The organism is Arthrobacter sp. Y3223164, assembly GCF_059091005.1.
On record NZ_JBNHGF010000001.1, the window covers coordinates 22,608 to 40,727 of the forward strand.

11 protein-coding genes are annotated in these 18,120 nt (G+C 59.9%); 9 read left to right on the forward strand and 2 right to left on the reverse strand.

The genetic code is table 11. From position 1 onward, the window contains the following. Positions 1-51 precede the first annotated feature (51 nt). Both AC5RUJ_RS00100 and AC5RUJ_RS00105 read left to right on the forward strand, forming a co-directional pair. On the forward strand, positions 52-948 hold the full coding sequence (locus AC5RUJ_RS00100; protein WP_494127679.1) for a HamA C-terminal domain-containing protein: 897 nt from the start codon (positions 52-54) through the stop codon (positions 946-948). After that, on the forward strand, positions 924-3,089 hold the full coding sequence (locus AC5RUJ_RS00105; RefSeq protein ID WP_494127678.1) for a DEAD/DEAH box helicase: 2,166 nt from the start codon (positions 924-926) through the stop codon (positions 3,087-3,089). Before AC5RUJ_RS00100 ends, AC5RUJ_RS00105 begins: the two co-directional genes overlap by 25 nt. A gap of 101 nt (positions 3,090-3,190) precedes the next feature. Here AC5RUJ_RS00105 and AC5RUJ_RS00110 read toward each other — a convergent pair whose 3' ends face one another. Then, positions 3,191-3,763, reverse strand: a complete 573-nt coding sequence (locus AC5RUJ_RS00110; protein ID WP_494127677.1) for a recombinase family protein — start codon at positions 3,761-3,763, stop codon at positions 3,191-3,193. A 1,063-nt stretch (positions 3,764-4,826) separates the two neighbouring features. On the opposite strand from AC5RUJ_RS00110, the gene AC5RUJ_RS00115 reads away from it, so the two are divergent. The 5 genes from AC5RUJ_RS00115 to AC5RUJ_RS00135 all read left to right on the forward strand — a co-directional run bounded on the left by AC5RUJ_RS00115 (position 4,827) and on the right by AC5RUJ_RS00135 (position 12,482). After that, a complete protein-coding gene (locus tag AC5RUJ_RS00115; protein ID WP_494112239.1) occupies positions 4,827-5,777 on the forward strand; it encodes an alpha/beta hydrolase in 951 nt (316 codons plus the stop codon). 576 nt (positions 5,778-6,353) lie between these two features. Beyond that, positions 6,354-7,901, forward strand: a complete 1,548-nt coding sequence (locus AC5RUJ_RS00120) for a purine-cytosine permease family protein (RefSeq protein ID WP_494127675.1) — start codon at positions 6,354-6,356, stop codon at positions 7,899-7,901. 637 nt (positions 7,902-8,538) lie between these two features. Further along, entirely contained in the window at positions 8,539-8,856 is a 318-nt protein-coding gene (locus tag AC5RUJ_RS00125; RefSeq protein ID WP_494127674.1) for a 2Fe-2S iron-sulfur cluster-binding protein, read from the forward strand. A gap of 12 nt (positions 8,857-8,868) precedes the next feature. Continuing rightward, a complete protein-coding gene (locus AC5RUJ_RS00130; RefSeq protein ID WP_494127673.1) occupies positions 8,869-10,101 on the forward strand; it encodes an NAD(P)/FAD-dependent oxidoreductase in 1,233 nt (410 codons plus the stop codon). Between the two features lie 842 nt (positions 10,102-10,943). Next, positions 10,944-12,482 (forward strand): APC family permease, encoded by a 1,539-nt coding sequence (locus AC5RUJ_RS00135; protein WP_494127672.1) that lies wholly within the window; start codon positions 10,944-10,946, stop codon positions 12,480-12,482. Between the two features lie 1,531 nt (positions 12,483-14,013). On the opposite strand, the gene AC5RUJ_RS00140 is transcribed toward AC5RUJ_RS00135, so the two are convergent. Further along, the gene (locus AC5RUJ_RS00140; protein ID WP_494127671.1) at positions 14,014-15,537 is read right to left on the reverse strand and encodes an APC family permease; all 1,524 of its coding nucleotides are present in this window, start codon (positions 15,535-15,537) and stop codon (positions 14,014-14,016) included. Positions 15,538-15,935: 398 nt separating this feature from the next. Between AC5RUJ_RS00140 and AC5RUJ_RS00145 the strand changes: the two genes are divergently transcribed. Then, positions 15,936-17,051 carry an aminomethyl transferase family protein gene (locus AC5RUJ_RS00145; RefSeq protein ID WP_494024045.1) on the forward strand — a complete coding sequence of 372 codons (1,116 nt, stop codon included), beginning with the start codon at positions 15,936-15,938 and terminating at the stop codon, positions 17,049-17,051. 2 nt (positions 17,052-17,053) lie between these two features. Continuing rightward, positions 17,054-17,896 carry a formyltetrahydrofolate deformylase gene (gene purU, locus AC5RUJ_RS00150; protein ID WP_494112243.1) on the forward strand — a complete coding sequence of 281 codons (843 nt, stop codon included), beginning with the start codon at positions 17,054-17,056 and terminating at the stop codon, positions 17,894-17,896. Positions 17,897-18,120: the final 224 nt, after the last annotated feature.

Here is an 18,120-nt window from a genome sequence, read left to right on the forward strand (position 1 = left end):
CGTTTCCTGTCCGTGGAAATCCCGAAGTCTTCCGGTTCGTAACGGGGGAGCATGGCACACCAGCAAAATCTGCCGGAAACGGTACTGAGTATCATCGTCCAGGAAATTGACGAAGCAGTTTCCCTGCTGGGCGTTTGTGCCGGTCACGAGGAGAAGAAGTGGCGTTATGACGCCCTTTCACTTGACATGCTCAACTGGGCGGCAGACTGGGTACTAACCCACGAGGAACGGGCCAGTTTCACCCTGTCCAACGGCATGGCGCTCATGGCAAAAGCCATATCGCTCATTTACACCTCGGAAAAATACAAGAACCGCGGTGAGATCGGGGAACTGCTCCTGCATATGGTGTTGCGGCGGTTCCTGAACAGCGAGCAAGCCATCAGCCGCATTTATTTCAAGGACGCACCGAATGACACGGTGAAGGGCTTCGACGCAGTCCATATCGTTGAAACCAGTGAAGCCGGCGAGAACGGCAGCGAACTGGAACTTTGGCTTGGTGAATCGAAGTTCTTCACTGATGGGTCCGGTGCCATTCGTGCGGTGCTGGCAGAACTCCAGGATCATCTGGACAAGCAGTACTTGCGCACGGAATTTGCCGCTATTTCTTCCAAGATCGATCCTTCATGGAAACACGCGGATACCCTGAAATCACTGCTGGCGCGGCAGGTCAGTCTGGACGAAGTTTTTGAACGGGTAGTCATCCCAGTCTTCATTACCTTTGACAGCGACATCACTGGCAAGCATCAAACCAGTTCACCGGAATACAAGGCTGAGATTGCGGAACATCTTCGTGCGGAGTGGGAGACCTTCCGCCAGAAACTGACCGCCAAGCAACTGCCACGGGAAGTGCGGGTGCAACTCATCCTGATGCCTATGAACACCAAGACTGACCTGCTCGATGCTTTTGATGGGAGGCTCAAATCATGGCAAGCAGCATTCCAGCCGTAAAAGCGCTCCTAGCCGCACCCTCTATTGAAGGACAGGAGTTCTCGCTGCTGGCAGACATCGCATCCCTAAAAGCGATCCACGGCAAGAACGCAGACGTTCAGGACTTGGTGATCCGGGCCTTGGATAGGGCCGACGAGTTTCAGACCGAACTGCCGTTGCTACTGTCGCTGGCGCGCGACCAGGGTTTGTTTCCATACATGGACACGTTGGATGCCAGCCGGCTCCCACTTGCTGACCTTATCGCCATGGAACTGCATCGACCCGATGGGCTGGAAGGCGTTGTCTTTCACCGGGTCCAGGCCGAGGTTTACCGGAAACTGATGAACGGCGAAAACGTCATTCTTTCTGCACCGACCAGTTTCGGCAAAACCTTGGTCATGGATGCCCTGATCGCTTCTGACAGATACGACAACGTGGTCATGGTGGTTCCCACCCTTGCCCTAATCGACGAGATCCGGAAGCGGCTCAGCCGCAAGTTTGATGGATTTAAGGTGATAACCCATCCCGGGCAGACGTACGCGGAGCGCAACCTTTTCGTCCTGACTCAGGAACGGTACCTGGCAATCAAGGACATGCCGGAACCTGACTTCTTCTTCGTTGATGAGTTTTACAAACTCAACGATCAGTCTGTCCGGAGCGAACTGCTGAACCAGGCTGTCTATCGCCTCATGAAAACGAACGCGCAGTTCTACCTTGCCGCCCCTATCATCGAGGCGCTCTCTTCCGCTCTGCCAACCGAACTTCGTGCCAACCTAATGATTACCGATTACGCTACCGTTGCTGCAGACACGTTCAAGGTCAAAACCAAGCACAACAAGAACGACACCACCCGTAGGGCTGAGATACAGCGGATCATCAAGGAGAATGACGGTCCGACGCTGATTTATTGTCAAAGCCCCGGTAAAGCACGGAAGGTTTCCCGGTGGCTTAGGGAAGACGCGCCGGACGGCGGCTACGGTCCGGGCATGGCAGACGCTGCCGACTGGTTATCGCGCAACTACAGTAGAAATTGGAGCCTACCGAAGTCCCTGGAAATCGGTGTAGGCGTTCATCACGGCAAACTGCCACGATGGATGGGACCGTTGCTGGTAAATGGCTTTGACGACGGGCAACTTGGCGTTCTGGTTTGCACGAGTACCCTGATCGAAGGGGTCAATACCACCGCTAAAAACATCATCATCCTCGACAAGAACATAGCCAAGGATGCCTACGACTTCTTCACGTTCGCCAACATCAGGGGGCGCGGCGGCCGAATGCTGAAACATTTTGTCGGCAAGATATTCCTATTCAATGAACCGCCGCAGTTTGAACTGCCGAGCATCGACATGCCGGGTATCAGCCAGAGCGACGGCGCATCCGATTCCCTGTTGTTATCCATTGATGAGGAAGACCGGACCGAGCGTTCGCAGGAGCGCTTGCGTCCCGTGACTGAGCAAAGTGTTCTCAGCCAGGAAACGATGCGGCTCAATGCCGGCATTGATCCGGAAGCCCAGATCACCCTTGCTGAACACCTGATGAAGGCCCCTGCCCGGGTACTGGCGGAACTTCAATGGAAGGGTGCAGCACCCGGCTGGAATGAACTGGAACCGGTCATTAATCTCATCTGGGACTTCATCCCCCCTCGTAGAGGGCTGCAGTCTCATCTGGCAACATCTGCCAAGCACTTGACGTTCCTGACACTGCAGCTCGCGGGCTGCGATGGTGACCTGAAGGCGTTCATCGGTCGCATATCGGAAAAGGTCAAAGCGACGGAACCCGGAAAAATAGCGGAAGAACTTGATGAGAAGGTCGAGGATGCCTTTGATTTCGTGCGCTTTTGGATAGACCATAACCTGCCGGCTCTCATCCGTGCTTTGGACAGGGTTGCAAAGGAGGTCCTTCCCCGACGTTCCATGGAACCCGGAAACTTTGAAGCCTACGCTGCAAGGATGGAAGCCGGATTTCTGAACCCGTTGCTACTGACCGCCGAGGAATACGGGATACCGGCACAGGTATCGAAGAAACTTGTACCTGCCATGCCACGCTATGACAATTTGGATCAATTGGTCGCCGGCTTCAAGAGCTTGGATGCCGGACCAAGGGTGCGAGCCCTTGAACCGTTTGAAAGAAAACTGTTCCTTGACGCACTAAAAACACTTTGACCATGCAGGCAGTCCTTGTCGTTCTTGTGCCGGTATCCCGCGCCGAACTTGTGGAGCGGTAGGGGCTGCGCTGGATCCTGTTATCCTCCGGCTGGTGGTGTTCAGGGTGTGCGCTGCACGACCCGGTACACCGTGCTGCGGGCGACCTTGAAGAGCTCGGCGATTTCGGTGGTGGTGTGTTGTCCTCCCTTATATAGGGTGACAAGGTGGGCCTCCTGGCTTTTGGAGAGTTTGGGTTGTTTGCCGCGGAGCCGGCCCTTGGCTTTGGCGACCTGCATGCCTTCGCGGGTGCGGGCCCGGATGAGGTCGGATTCGAATTCGGCGACCATGGCCAGGACATTGAAGAGCAGTCGGCCGACGGGATCGGTGGGATCGTGGACGGAGCCGCCGATGCTCAGCTTCACTTTCTTCTTTGTCAGTTCTTCGACGATGTCGCGGGCATCGGGCAGGGAGCGGGCGAGCCTGTCGAGTTTCGTGATGACCAGAGTGTCGCCGTCGCGGACGGCTGCGAGGGCTTCGCGCAGGCCGGGCCGTTCCATGTTCCTGCCGGTCAGTCCGTGATCGACGAAGATCCTGTCGTCGGGGACACCGAGGGCGGTGAGTCCGTTCCTCTGCGCGGTGAGGTCCTGTTCATTGGTCGAAACTCGGGCGTAACCGACGACGTGTGCTGGCATGGGCTCAACTGTAGCGGTTGAGCGGCCTAAGCGGGACATTTTTGCGGGCGGGGTATACGCGAATCGGCGTAGTCAGAATTTGCATGGAAATTTTCGCGGCGGGGGAGTGGCCATCTAGTGTCGCGGTGGAGGACCGGCTTATGCGAAATGTCCGCCGCACGTTCGCGCCATGGCGTCAGCAAGGTCAGGTATGGGCAATGCGGGATTGGCCGGGCGAAACGAAGCGCGAGCGGAGGGTCCCCGCACGCACTGAGCACGACGAATCTACTGGTCGGAGTGGGGTTCTCCGTGGGGCCCCTCGGAGCAGGCTTCATCCTGGAAGGAGCAGGTGGCGTTCCAGCGCTCCTTGTCTTGGGCTTTATCGTTCTGGGGCTCGGACTCGGCTGCACCGCATGCGCTTTGTCCCGCAGCCCAAAGTGACCCGCTTGTTGTTGGGCCGGACCGCCAACCTGATCGTAGTGGGGACACTTCCGGAAGCCATGATTCCGCTGGGAACCTAAGCTGTGTCATGCGTCCGACACTCACCGGGAGATCACAAAGATCGGAGTGGCACGAGGGGCCGCCTTGGATCACAAAGTCCTATGAGTTTCTGCGCACTTCCACGCAAAGCGGTCACTCGACGCTCAAAACGCTCGAGGTCCTGTTGGAGGTGAGTCCGGCCTTGTCCTTCAGCGTCGGGGGTGCCCTAAGCCCGATGCTCCACGGCCATGGACCGGCCTCCACGGTTCAACCCCGTGCGTCGTCCAAAGACAATTGCAGGCGTTTCTTGATCCTGTTCCTAATGCTTTGTACCCTTGATCAATACTTGAGTTAACGCTAAATAAGCAATTCAGAGACGGTCACCCTTCAACAGCTCTGAGGGAGGCGGAAAGAGGCGGGCGAGCAGGAGCCTGCCCCCTCCAACCGGGCCCTGGCCCACCTCCGCGGCATCGTCAAGGGGTCTGCTGGACAAGTAGGTTATTGGGGCTCGTCTTGGCCAGCGACCTATCACTTTGCAAAAATTTGTCGAACTTATTAGGGAGTGGTGATTGTGGCATATCCAGGGGTAAGTCAGGATCAGGCCGTGCAAGCCGGGGAGAAGGTCGCATTTGATGTAGAGGGCTGTACGGTCCGAGGGACCTACTACGCGCCTGTCCGTGTGAGCAAACCCTGGCCGGTGATCGTCCTTGGGCACGGCTGGGGCATGGTCGCGGGCGGTGACCTGGAGGACTATGCGGCCGCGTTTGTCGCCCGTGGCTTCGCTGCCTTGACCTTCGATTTCCGCAATCTCGGAGCCAGTGACGGCGAGCCACGTCAGGAGATAGATCCGCACCGGCAGGTGGAGGACTTCAGAGCGGCTATCAGCTACGTTCGTTCCCGGCCGGATGTGGACGGTGGAAGCATCGGCGTATGGGGAAGCAGTTACAGCGGCGGTCACGCTCTCGTGGTTGCTGCATTGGACCGACGGGTTCGCTGCGTCGTGGCACAGGTGCCCACGATCAGCGGCTGGCGCGCGGCGCGGCAGAAGTTGTCGAGCAAGGACTTGCTCCACCAACAGCGCTGGTTCGAGGAAGAACGCGAGGCACGGTTTGCCGGAGCGGATGCTGCTGCCATCCCGATGGTCAGTCCGGAACCGGCTGCAGCCGTCGCTTACCCGGGCCGAGACTCCTATGAGTACATGTGGGGGCAGGGACAGGTCTGCGAGAACTGGCGCAACTCGGTGACGGTCCGCTCACTGGAACTTTCGCGCGGCTACGAACCCGGCGCTTTCGTCGAACGGATCGCGCCCACCCCGCTCCTGATGATCGTTGCGGATTCGGACACGGTGACCCCAACAAATCTCCAGCAGGAGGCCTATCAGAGGGCGCATCACCCGAAACAGCTGCTTCTGGTCCCTGGAGACCACTACTCCGTGTACTCCTCCTATTTTGACGTGGCAAGTTCTGCTGCAGCAGACTGGTTTGCCCGCCACCTGCTCCCCGTACAGGCCGGATTCTGGAGCGACAATCCTGCCTCTCCGCTTCCGCAGCGATGACCACGGCCGACGGGCCTTCCCAGAGTGACGGCGCCGGGTTCCTCGAGCTCGCGGCAGCTAACCTGTGCCGCGTTCTATTGCACCTGCCCGCCGGGGGGATATGAGCCGCCGTGCTCTGCCGCACCGAAGGTTGGGCTGGAAGGAATAGCTGCATTGTCGCGGCAGACCGCTTCATGCAGGAGCATTCTCAGCTGATATCGGGGTGTCGCTATCCTCCGGTCCCGCCGACACCGCTCCGGACATGCTATCGGGTGGGCTTTCTACACCACTCCGCCGATCGAAGCCCGAGTTAGGCCGATGCTTGACGCATCTCCTTAATGAATGTTAAATCGATTCCTGTAGCGGGTGTTTCCGAGGAAGGGCGGAAACGAATCATGAACCGTGGGACAGGATTCAGACAGTGGAGGCGTTCGGAGTGCCGTCAAGCGACTCAGGGTGGACCACCGTTTCCAGACCCGGCCAGCAACTGATCATTGCGGAAGGAACCGCCATTTCTCCCGCAGGAGTGGCCCAGGCGGAAGCCTGCGGTGCCCGAGCAACAGAAAAGCACTCCATCAACAAAGCAAGGTGACGGAAATGAACACCTCAGACGAGATCCACGCACAGCCTCGTCCAACGCTCGAGCTTCGCGGCTCGGACGATCCCCGCGTGGTCGAGGAGCAACGCCAGGCAGAGTACACGAACCACGTCGTCCCACCGACCGCTCGCCTCAATAAGTGGGCCGTCTTCAGCGGATGGTCATCGATCGCCAGTGCCTTGGCGTTCGTCTACTACGGAGCCCTCTCGGCAAGCCTTGTCGGCGTGCAGCAGGCCATCATCGGAATAGTCTTGACGGTTGTCGTGTACTCAGTACTTGGCGCCAAGAGTGCTAGGGAAGCCATCAAGTGGGGGCTGAACTCCACGTTACTCTCCCGCGATCTCTTCGGTTTCCGCGGGGCCGCTCTGGCCCCGTTCCTGATTGCCACGGCAGCCATCTACTACGCGGTCTTCGAAAGTAGCGTGCTCGCTGTCGCTTTGCAGTCGTTCTTCCAGGTGTGGGACATCCGCGTGTGGTACGCCATCGTCATCGCAGGGATGTGGCCCTTGATGCTCGGAGGCATGCAGACATGGTTGAGCAAGCTCAATGGCATCTCGCTGCCCATCTACTTCTTTGGACTCATCATCGCGGTCATTGCAGCCGGCGTACGGTTCGGCTGGGAAGGTGACTGGTCTGCATTCGAGCCCGCTGAGCCGACCACGGCGGTTCCGGGATGGCTGACCGTGTTCGTCCTCTACATGGGTGTCTGGCTCCTCTTCCCCGACACCCAGGACGCGGCCCGCTTCGGCCGCAAGGAAGACACGAAGTTCCACCGTTTCGTCAGCTTCGGCTGGGTTTTCTACTGCATCGCCTTCCTCTTCAACGGACTCGTAGGCATTTTCATCGTCGCTCTGGCCGCGCCCGACGCCAGCTCCGAATCCGGGGTCGTCCAGGGGATCATCACCTCCATCGGCGCTGTCGGGCTGATTGTCATCATTGTCAGCCAGGTGCGCATCAACTCCGCGAACTTCTACTTCGCCAGCGTGAACCTGGAACGATTCGTCGCACACTTCAGCCGACGGAACCTCTCCCGCCGAGCCTGGGTCATCGTTCTGCTGGCAGTGGTCTTCGGCCTCATGTTCACCAACGTGTTCAGCTATATTGCTCTGGCCCTGGCCTGGCAGGCAGTTCTGCTCGTTTCCTGGGTCGGCATCATGATTACCCACTGGATCATCGACAGGGACGCAGAACCGGAGTTCAGGCCAGCACGTCTGCGGGCCGTGGCCCCAGGCTTTGTGGTCTGGGTAGTGTCGTCAGCCGTGGGAATCGTCCTTCTCCAGCTGCCAACTCAGCTTCCCACCTTGTCAGCGCTCGCCCCGATTGTCTCGCTGGCAATCTCGATGCTGCTCTACTGGATCATCCGTGCTGCAGGACTCAGTGCGCGTAAGGCTCGGCAGCCGGATCTCGTCCGCTCCGAAGTTCAGGATCTTTGGAATGTGCGGGTCAAATGCGATGTCTGCGACCTGAGCTATGTTGCCTTCGAGGCCAACACAGCCCGAGAGGGGAGCCGGGTCCTCTGCCTCGACTGCCAGTCTCGGGACGACTAGACCAGAAGGAGCCGGGGGTCCCGAAAGTGAACTGTGGAGGGCGCCCCGGCTGAGCTCAACAAACCCGAGGGCCGTGGCCGTGGCTCGCGCGACCCGCGGGGCGTCCACCGGCATCACGTGCCTGCCCTACGGGCCTTTTGCGGCCTCGGTTTATCCGGAAGTCCCATCCTGTTCATCGAGGCTCTGCTCGAACAAGGCGCGAGTGACCTATCGAGCGCCGCGAGTAACTCGGGGTGGACCGCTGAGGGGCTGAACATCCTGCTGGCGGCCGCCGGATCGCCAAGATGACATCCTCCTATGTGGAGAGCTGCCCCGCTTCTGCAGGTCGAGACTGCACCGGGCGGGAGCGAGGAGCCGGCATGCCACTCCGCGCGACGGAACCATTGACGCGCCCGAAGTGGAGGCCTCAGGTGGACCCAACACCGCAAGCTGTTTAGCGCGATGCGGCCGGACTAGAGATCCCTCCGACCCCATATTGCGGACCGCCTGGGGAGCCCGCCCGCAGGCTCCGTACCCCGAAGCCAGTGTCGCCAGGCCACTAGGGCGTGGTGCAGTTCACAGCAAGCCCTTGACCTTTCCCCTTCCTTAACGTTAACTAAAGAGAATCAACAAGCTGCACAGAGTGAGGAGATCCCTGATGCCTAACATCACTTACCACCACCCCAACGGCACCGTCGACACCGTCGAGGTCGCCGAGAACGTCTCCGTTATGCGCGCCGCACTCACCAACAGCGTCGATGGCATCATCGGCGAGTGTGGGGGACAAGCCATGTGCGCCACATGTCACGTCTACGTGCGCGGCGAGGTCGAGTTGCCCGAAGTCTCAGATGACGAGGACGAGATGCTCGACTGCACGGCCGAAGACCGCCTCGAAAGCTCCCGTCTAAGCTGCCAGCTCTTGGCCGGCCGTGACTTCGATGCTCTCGAGGTCAACATCCCCGAGAGCCAGAGCTGATTGGGGTGTGACATGACCGTTGTCATTATCGGCGCCGGACACTCCGGCGTGCAGGCTGCCGAATCACTCCGCATGGAGGGATTCACCGACCCCATCGTCCTGCTGGACAAGGCCGAGCACCTGCCCTACCAGCGCCCGCCGCTGTCGAAGGACTACATGAAGCAGGGCGGCGATCCGACGCCCATGCCACTGCGTGGTGCCGCCTTCTACAGCGAGCATGACATCGATCTGCGGACGGGAGTGGAAGTCATGAGCATCGACAGTGCAGCTGGTCTAGTGCACGTAAAAGACGGTGAACCCATTCCCTACGACGATCTCATCATCGCTGTGGGCGCCGAAGCACGTCGCGCATCATGCGCTGGAACCGAGCTGGAAGGCATCAGATACCTGCGCACCGTCGAGGACGCAGAAGCCCTGCGGGCGCAGCTCGACTACGGCCACGGCCGGGTGCTGGTGGTCGGGGCCGGATTCATCGGCCTTGAATTCGCGGCTGTCGCCGCAGAACGCGGGCTCGATGTCACGGTCATCGACTTCGCCCAGCGACCCATGCAGAGGGTGCTGTCACCGTCCATGTCGGATCACTTCACACAGGTGCACGCCAGCCTGGGAGTGAAGCTGCACTTCGACGAGGGACTCGATCACTTCATCGGGGAAAAAAACCACGTCACCGCCGTGGTAGGCACCTCGGGGGCCACCTACACGTGCGACTTCGCGGTGGTCGGCCTTGGCGTAGTGACCGACCACGTCCTCGCTTCGACGGCGAATATAACCTGCAATAGCGGCATTCTCGTGGATGAGTACCTGCGCACGAACGTGCCGCATGTATACGCCATCGGCGACGTGGCCGTCTTCCCCTCACGCCACTTCGGCGGGAACCTGCGGCTCGAGTCAGTGCAGAACGCAACCGATATGGCAAAGGCCGTCGCAAAAACTATCACGGCCGATCCCAGCCGTTACGACATCGCCCCCTGGTTCTGGTCCAGCCAGGGCCCTGCCAAGCTCCAGATCGCCGGACTGGCCAATCCAGGCGATGTGGTGATCGAACGTGGTAACCGTTCGGCGGGTAAGTTCAGTCAGTTCCTCTTTCGCGATGGGCAACTCGTCGCTGTCGAATCGGTCAACGCGCCGGCAGACCACGTCGCAGCCCGCAAGCTCCTCGAGCACGACACCGGCATCACGATGGATCAGGCCCGCGACTCAGGCTTCAACCTGAAGGCCTACGCGCGAAGCCTGCCGGTTGCGTGAGGACCGCTGCCTGACCGTACCAGCCCACCGGCGATCACGGGAACCTGTGGATACCGACGTCCATTCAAGGGCCATCGACGGATCCTGACCCGGCGTGAATCCGGCCTGCAGCGGCTACATCGTCCAGCTGCCGCTGCTCGCGCGCATCAACCTGCCAGAGACACCGGCGGGCTTCATTCGATGAAACCCGGCTGGACGCCTTGGTCTCCGGGGAACTTGGTTCACTGCTGTGCAACTCCAAGGGGCGAATGTGAAGGCGGAAACGACCGGCGGCAGCGATATCATCATCGCTGCCGCCGGCTCGCGCGCATGGGAACCAAGGACGACGTCAAGAAAGCGGCCCATCGTCCCGGACCGGCACCAGTCCTGTCCACAACGACAGACGTCCCTGGCCAGCATGCAACGTGAATCGCGGAAGATCACCGCCTCGGACGCCCGGCTTCCCAAGTCTCCACGACCACTACACCAATCAACCTGCTGGACACCATCGGACCGATCGCCAAAAAGGGCACGGGAAGCAGCACCGGTCTTGCTGATGAAGCGGCGCCGGGATTAGCCCGCCCCAGCGGCCGTCGTGGCTCTAAGCAATGACCCAAGAAGAAGCGCGGATGCCCGGTATAAATCAGGTCCGACCAGACCGTTTACAAGGGCCTTTAATGAATGGAAAATAAACTCACCTCAACAGGTGCGACTTGGGGTTCGTGCAGCATCTGATCAGGTTCTCCAAGCGCAGATTGGTCCCTCTTTATCCATCATTCAATCTGTCTCGCTAACGGAAGGTTCGTCGGACTGACTTCGGCGAGGCAGCGTATGGGTTCTCCACATCCTGATGGGAGTGTGCCTTGATCACACCAACTAACGAACAGCCGGGCCTTGATTCCAACAATGCCTTGTCCTCATCCGCCAGCAGCAAGCTGACCGGGGGGATGGGCGGCCTGTCACTGGCGCTGACCGTGCTGGCCTTCTCGGCCCCACTCGCCGTGGTCACGGGCTTTATTCCATTCACGATACTTTTCGGTGGTGAGGGTGCGCCCTTTGGCTTTGTGCTGGCCACCGCGGTGCTGCTGCTGTTCAGCATCGGTTATGTGACGATGACCAAGTACGTTCCCAAGCCCGGCGCGTTCTATGCGTTCATCAGCTTGGGATTGGGAAAGGTCACCGGACTGGGCTCTGCCTTCCTGGCCGTGCTGTCCTACCTGCTCGTGCTCACCGGCACCTATGCATTCTTCGGAATCAGCGTGGCCGCCCTGATGGCGAGCATCGGTGGCCCGAGCACGCCATGGTGGGCCTGGACGATCCTCATCGTGATTGCTACAGGAGTCCTCGGCTACTTTAATATCGAGCTATCGGCCAAGGTCCTTGGCGTTGCGATGGTGCTCGAGGTGGCACTCATTATGGTGTTCAACATTTTCGTCCTGGCCAAGGGCGGCGCTGACGGGCTCTCCATCACCCCGCTTCTACCCACCGAATTTGCCAAGGGCGACATCGGCGTGACATTGCTCTTCTCGATCCTCGTCTTCTTGGGATTCGAAGCCACAGCGCTGTTCCGCGATGAAGTTCGCAACCCCGCTCGAGTAATCCCGCGGGCCACCTACGGTGCCGTACTCTTCGTGGGGGTGCTATACACGCTCTCGGCCTACGCCCTGGTCACGGCCTACGGTTCAGAGGCAGTCACGTCTGCCGGTGAAGCCCCCACGGAAATGTTCCCCAGGGCCGTGGCTCAGTTCGTTGTTCCGTGGTTCGTGCAGATCGCCTACATCCTCGTTTCCACCTCAATCTTCGCCGCGTGCCTGTCCATTCATAACGTCGTAGCGCGGTACGTCTACAACCTCGGTCATGACCGCGCCCTGCCCTACTTCCTGGCGCGAGTTCACGCTAAGCATCACTCGCCGATCTGGGCATCTGTCACCATGTCCGCGGTCGCCTTGCTGATCATCGTGCTCATGGCCGTGATGCGCGTTGAGGAAGGCACGTTGTACGCCCAGATGGTGGGCCTGGGCTCAGTTGGTGTTCTCACCCTCATGGCCCTGGCCTCTGTCGCGGTGGTGGGTTGGTTCGCCATGCGGCGCGGCGAGGTTCGTGCGCACCCTTTCAAGACCTATGTCGCACCCGCAATCGCTGCACTGTCGTTGCTGGTTGTGACAGTCTTCGCCTGCCTCCACTTCGAGTTGGTCATCGGCGGCGAACCGGGGCAGTACACCTGGTTGCTGCTGCCTCTCCCCATCGTTTTTGCCATCGGCGTCGGCATCGCCATCCGATTCCGTCGGTCAAAGCCCGCTCTCTTTGAGCGGTTGGGTCGTGCCGATGGCCCCCAGCTCGACACCACGACTGCTGCCGACGTAGAAGCCAGCAAGCTCGGATCTTCGTCCGACGGTCCCTGACTGACTGAACCCCCGGAGTCGCCCAGTTACCTATGGGATGTGAGGGAGCCAGATGAGGACTTCCCGTTACCGTGTCCTCGAGCCGTCGAAAAAGATTTTTCCTCTGGCTCCTCACGCCATGGAACGTAGGTTGACTTCCGGGGGCTTGCTGCCGGCCAACGTCTCGACCATGAACGCGAACCCAGAGTTCTCACACACGGTCCAGGCCAGACGAGTGAAGAACAACAGGCTCGCCGCCGCCGGCTACGTCTGGAGGTTCTCCGCCCTAGCAGCGCAACCGGAGCCGCAACCACTACGATCGGCGAAAAGGCTCGGGCGACAGACACACGGCAGCCCAGCGCAACCTTTTCAACCGCCTGCTCTGCTGCCTCTATTACTACCTACAAACCGGCTCCAGTTACGGCCTTCCCCGACATAGTTGCGATGGCCGCCGCTGCTTGACTAAGCCCATCAGATGTCTTCTCGTAAGCCCTGAATAGGCAAGCATCAGGGTTGCTGGTCTGTCGGCCCCGGTATGATGTCTGCCCCAGTCGTTCATGATCCGGGGTTGTTATCCCCGAGGTCCGATAGGCGACAGAGGATCGCTAATGGTGAAAAGACCAGCAGCGGCTTTGACCGTGGCAGGTCGGCTGTAACATGAATTCCGCACTCTGCTGCCACAGGCCACTGCCAGTACTCGTACGGGGGATGGTCTCCGCACGCGACGGTATCCGCCTAGCGACCGACGTCTCGCTTAATTCTTGAGACAGCTGAGGCTGTACCGGCGCCTTTTCGTCCCACTGACCTACCGCAAAGACATCCTCCCGGACGGCAAGTGCGAGCATCCCACGATGCCGAACCTTTTCGACCTGCTGCGGGCTGCGCCGTCATCCATCAGGACTGCCGCGATCGATGCGACCGTCTTCTCAACGACCTCCTCCCTCGGCGCGCATGCGGCTCGAGATCTACAAAGCAACTTTCCCCGCTACGACGCCACGACCATTTCCGGCGAAGAGTCCCCCCATGCACTACCACGACGCAACTGCGGAAAATGACGTGCTCTCTGGGTCAGACCATTCGGGCTGCCTCGTCCTGACGACCATCAAACGGACGCACGCACCGTACGCCTAACGAGTTGGAGGAAGTTAGCACAACCGTCGCGACTGTTTCGCCGGCCCCAGCGGGTACCCAGCTGGCAGCCCGGCGGTTCAAAGTCATAGGATTTCGAATCGTTCCTGCGTCCGGCCCCATCAGCCCAGGATGAACCCCTTCTGGACAATCAGACCACTGACTCACCGGGGGGGGGCGGGGCTGACTCCGACAGGGCAGGAGAAGAACGCAGCGACCGCACCGATGTTTCCGCCCGCAGTGCCGTTACCACGCCGCCATCTACGGTCGGCGCCCATGGTTTCGCCCCTGAAGGAAGCGAAGGCAGGGGAGGCCCCCCGGGCAGGCCTGCTCCCCGAACCGGAAACCATTTAGGTTCAGGGGAGCAGGCTTTGTTGGCAACGCCTCAGGACGATCATTCAGTGGACGCACAAAGAAGGGCAACTTACACCGGCTGGTTCTCCGGGTCGCTCTCCGGGTCGCTGCGCACTGGCAAACTCGCGCCGTCCGTGCGACCAAGCCGCTCATAGTGCTCCGGCTTGGATCGACGGAAGTAAAGGGCGAGGCTGACGCCGACGAGGAACACCAGTGCGAGTGGAATGAGAAGCCAGTTGTATTGCCCGGGATCGCCACCGACCAGGAGGTGCAGCTTTATGCAAGCGAACACGACAACAGAGACCAGCGTGGTTGCCGCGATCGCCGGAGCTACATACGTCTTTAAGGCATTTTCCTGAACGCTCGAGCGGCGGGCGAAGAACCACGCTATGACAGAGACCGACACGACCGCCATCAGGGACAAAACGCCCACTGATCCAATACCGATCAACTGCGCGTACAGCAGCATCTCGTCCAGGGGCAGGACGGCCATCAAGACCAGAATCAGGCCAGTCAACGCTGCCAGCGCATTGGATGACCGATGCGGGGAACGATGCTTCTCATGCACTTTCGCCAGTGGGTGAGGCAATGCGCGGTCGTAGGCCAGGTTGTAGATATAACGCGCGATCACGTTGTGGATCGACAGCGAAGCAGCAACGACGGATGTAGAGATCAACACAAAGGCGATCGGCACCAAGAACGAGGCGACGTACTGAGAAATCGACAGCGGGAACATTTCAGTGGGAGTCTCCGTGGCTACGGCCGCGGCCTTGGAGCCGAACGCGGTCACAAGGGCGTAAGCCGAGATCGTGTAGAGCAGCCCCACAAAAATCACAGCACCAAACGTTGCACGGGGGATCACCTTGCCTGGGTTGCGAACCTCCTCACGGAATAGCGCCGTGGCCTCGAACCCCATGAACACCAGAATCGCGAAAAGCATCGTAACGCCGAAATCACCCTCTAGGAACTTCGTTACCGCGAACGGCTCCGCTGACAGCCCCTCAGCTCCCCCCTTGGCGAGCACAACGACGTTGACGATCATAACCAGCGTGACCTCAAGGGCCATCACGATTGTCAGCACTTTGGCCGAGAGTTCGATATTGAAGTAGCCCAGGATGCTCACCCCTGCCCATCCCACCAACGCCCAAACCCACCACGCCGTTGCTGGGCCGCCCAGGCTCTCCACCAGGGCGGCCACTGTGATTCCGAACCAAGCGTAGTTTCCGGTGTAGACGAGCAGGTAGGAGATCACGGCCAGGAAGGCAGAGCCCAGCCCGGTGATCTTTCCCAATCCCATGCTGATGAATGCGTAGAACGCGCCGGGCTTTGGGACGTGCTTGGTCATCGTCACGTACCCAACGCTGAACAGCAGCAGCACTGCGGTGGCGAGTAGAAAACCGAAAGGTGCGCCCTCACCACCGAAGAGGATCGTGAGTGGAATAAAGCCGCTAACCACCGACAGTGGGGCCGAGAAGGCCAGTACCGTCAGCGCCAATGACAAGCCGCCCATGCGGCCCGTGAGCTTGGTGTTGTACCCGTCGTTTGATTTTGCGGTCTCAAGCGACGACTGCTCCCTGTTATTCGATGTCGTCATCAGGGACTCCGTTCTCTGGAGGGGAATGGGCCGGCGATATCGCTGCGTTGCTCGGACCACGATGACCTCCTGGCTTGTGACTCGGAAATAAACGAGGAACAAGCGGTTGAGGGCCCTCGGGATCGGGTCGCCGCGAAGTAGCGGCACCTGTGATTGGGCTCACAGGTATTGTTTAATGTATATTCAATCAATGTTTGCGTCAACGGCGAGCCGCCATGTTCTGCGGACGTCCGGCGGTATGACAAGCTCCCAGGAAACCGATCCTTGAATGATCATTCAATTAGAGATACTCTCCTTGCATCCGTTGCCACCGCTCGCCTTCGTCTCAAGATCGCCTTACCGGCGCAGAGAAGTCGCCGGCGAGCACACACATGTAAATCCGCGAAAGGTAGTCAGCCATGCCGTTGCCAGTGGGGCTCGAGCCCAATCCGACCACCGAGCGCTTCGCCGACCGTGTCTTGGAGTGGGAGGAATCGTTCGGCAGGCCCTTTGCCACCCACTACGGTGATCCAGCCAAGGAGTACAAGGCACTGCGTGAAGCGGTCGTAGCACTGGAGTACTCGACGATCCGCAAATGGTTTGTGGAAGGACCGGATGCTGTCGCGGCGGTCGACAAGGTCTTCTCCAGAGATGTCCGCGCCTTGCCCCCTGGCCGGGTGGTGTATGGAGTTTTCACGGACGCCGAGGGGTTCATGATTGAAGACGTCACCGTCTTGAAGCTGTCCCCGGAAGCCGTCCTAGTGCTCGGTGGTGAGCAGCTGACGCAGCGGCAGCTCGAGCAGGCGGCACCCGAAGGAACGACGGTCACCGATCGTCGCCCCGAGTATGCTGCCGTCTCGCTGCAGGGCCCCTCCAGCCGCACCCTCCTGGCGCGGCTTACATCAGCCGATATTTCGAATGAGGCACTGCCCTACTACGGAGCGCTTATAGACGTACAAGTGACCGACGCGCCCGCCATGATCCTCCGACTCGGATTTACGGCCGAGCTCGGCTATGAAGTCATGGTTCCCGTCGAGCATTCTGACACTTTGTGGGATGCAATCCTGGCCCAGCAGGACCTAGGAATTGAACTCATGGGGCTGGAAGCGATCCTGGTGGCCCGGACGGAAGCCGGGATGGTCATGAATGAGTATGAATACGACCGGTCTACCACACCGTTCGAATGCGGCCTGGGCTGGACGGTCGACTTTGAGAAGGGACCTTTCCAAGGAAGGGACGCCTTGCTGGCGAAGAAAAACAACGTGCCCGCGAGGCTCGTCAGCCTCGAGACGACGGCGCCGGCCGCTGGACTCGATGGCCGGTCGCTGTTCATTGACGGACAACCCGCCGGGAAAGTCTCGATGGCCGTTGCATCCCCGGTCCTTGGGGGGAAAACCTTGGCTTTGGCCCGTGTCGACACCGCACATGCACGGTTGGGAACCACCGTCCAGATCGACTCGGAACAAGGACCGGCATCGGCGACCATCCGCAAGACCCCCGCCTATGACCCCGAGCGCACGCGCGTTAAGAGCTGAGCGTGCAGCGATACATTCTGCGACTGCGGGCCTCGGATCAACCCGGCATCATCCACACGATGGCCGGCGGCATCACCGCCTGCGGAGGAAACATCCTCGACAGCGCTCAATACTCCGACGAGTACAGCGGCCAGCTCAATGTCCGGGTTGACTTCGATTCCCATGTAGACCGCGAGGCGATCCGCGACGAGCTCATCGACCGTCTCGCACGCTTCGATCCCATTGTGGAGCTTAGGAGGCGCAGCGACCGCCGCCGAGCACTGATCATGGTCTCCAAGCTCGATCACTGCCTGGACGATCTCCTCTACCGATATCGGAGAGGAGAGCTCGCCATCGAGATCCCAATGGTCGTGTCGAACCACGAGGACCTACGCAGCCTCGTTGAGGCAGCCGGTGTGCCGTTCCACTACCTTCCGGTCACCCCAGACACTAAGCCAGTGGCAGAACAAGAACTGTCCAGGTTGGTTAGCAAAAGCGACGCGGACTTCATCGTCTTAGCCCGATACATGCAAATCCTCTCTGACGACTTCTGCACTCGTTTCGCAGGGCGCATCATCAATATCCACCACTCGTTCCTGCCCAGCTTCAAGGGTGCCAAGCCTTACCACCAAGCCCGCCAACGAGGTGTCAAACTCATCGGAGCGACGGCACACTACGTAACCGCAGACCTCGACGAGGGACCAATCATCGAGCAGGATGTGGTGCGCGTCGACCACCGGAGCAATGCCGATGATCTCGTGGTAATCGGCCGTGACGTCGAGCGGAGAGTCCTTTCACGAGCCGTGCAACTCCACGCCGACGACCGCGTCTTCCTCTCAAACCGGCACACAACCGTACTCTCTTGAATTGGATGTCTCGACCGCCCCTGGCGCCGCGCGAACTCTGCCGAATGCACCGGGCGGTCGGGGTGACCCCGCGGAGTCGGGCTCTTCTCTGCGCGCCGAGGTTCTCTTTGGCAGCGGTGACGGACCGGATTGCTTAGGCGGCCGCATACCATGACCCCTCAGGAACATGCCTACCCGAATGCTTCCTGCGGCACCAGTCGTAAGAGGCGCGGGAAACCGGATCT

Excerpts from the sequence above, each read along its gene's own strand:
- AC5RUJ_RS00100 (WP_494127679.1), top strand. The coding sequence starts at position 52 with ATGGCACACCAGCAAAATCTGCCGGAAACGGTACTGAGTATCATCGTC.
- AC5RUJ_RS00105 (WP_494127678.1), top strand. The coding sequence starts at position 924 with ATGGCAAGCAGCATTCCAGCCGTAAAAGCGCTCCTAGCCGCACCCTCT.
- AC5RUJ_RS00110 (WP_494127677.1), bottom strand. The coding sequence starts at position 3,763 with ATGCCAGCACACGTCGTCGGTTACGCCCGAGTTTCGACCAATGAACAG.
- AC5RUJ_RS00120 (WP_494127675.1), top strand. The coding sequence starts at position 6,354 with ATGAACACCTCAGACGAGATCCACGCACAGCCTCGTCCAACGCTCGAG.
- AC5RUJ_RS00125 (WP_494127674.1), top strand. The coding sequence starts at position 8,539 with ATGCCTAACATCACTTACCACCACCCCAACGGCACCGTCGACACCGTC.
- AC5RUJ_RS00130 (WP_494127673.1), top strand. The coding sequence starts at position 8,869 with ATGACCGTTGTCATTATCGGCGCCGGACACTCCGGCGTGCAGGCTGCC.
- AC5RUJ_RS00140 (WP_494127671.1), bottom strand. The coding sequence starts at position 15,537 with ATGACGACATCGAATAACAGGGAGCAGTCGTCGCTTGAGACCGCAAAA.
- AC5RUJ_RS00145 (WP_494024045.1), top strand. The coding sequence starts at position 15,936 with ATGCCGTTGCCAGTGGGGCTCGAGCCCAATCCGACCACCGAGCGCTTC.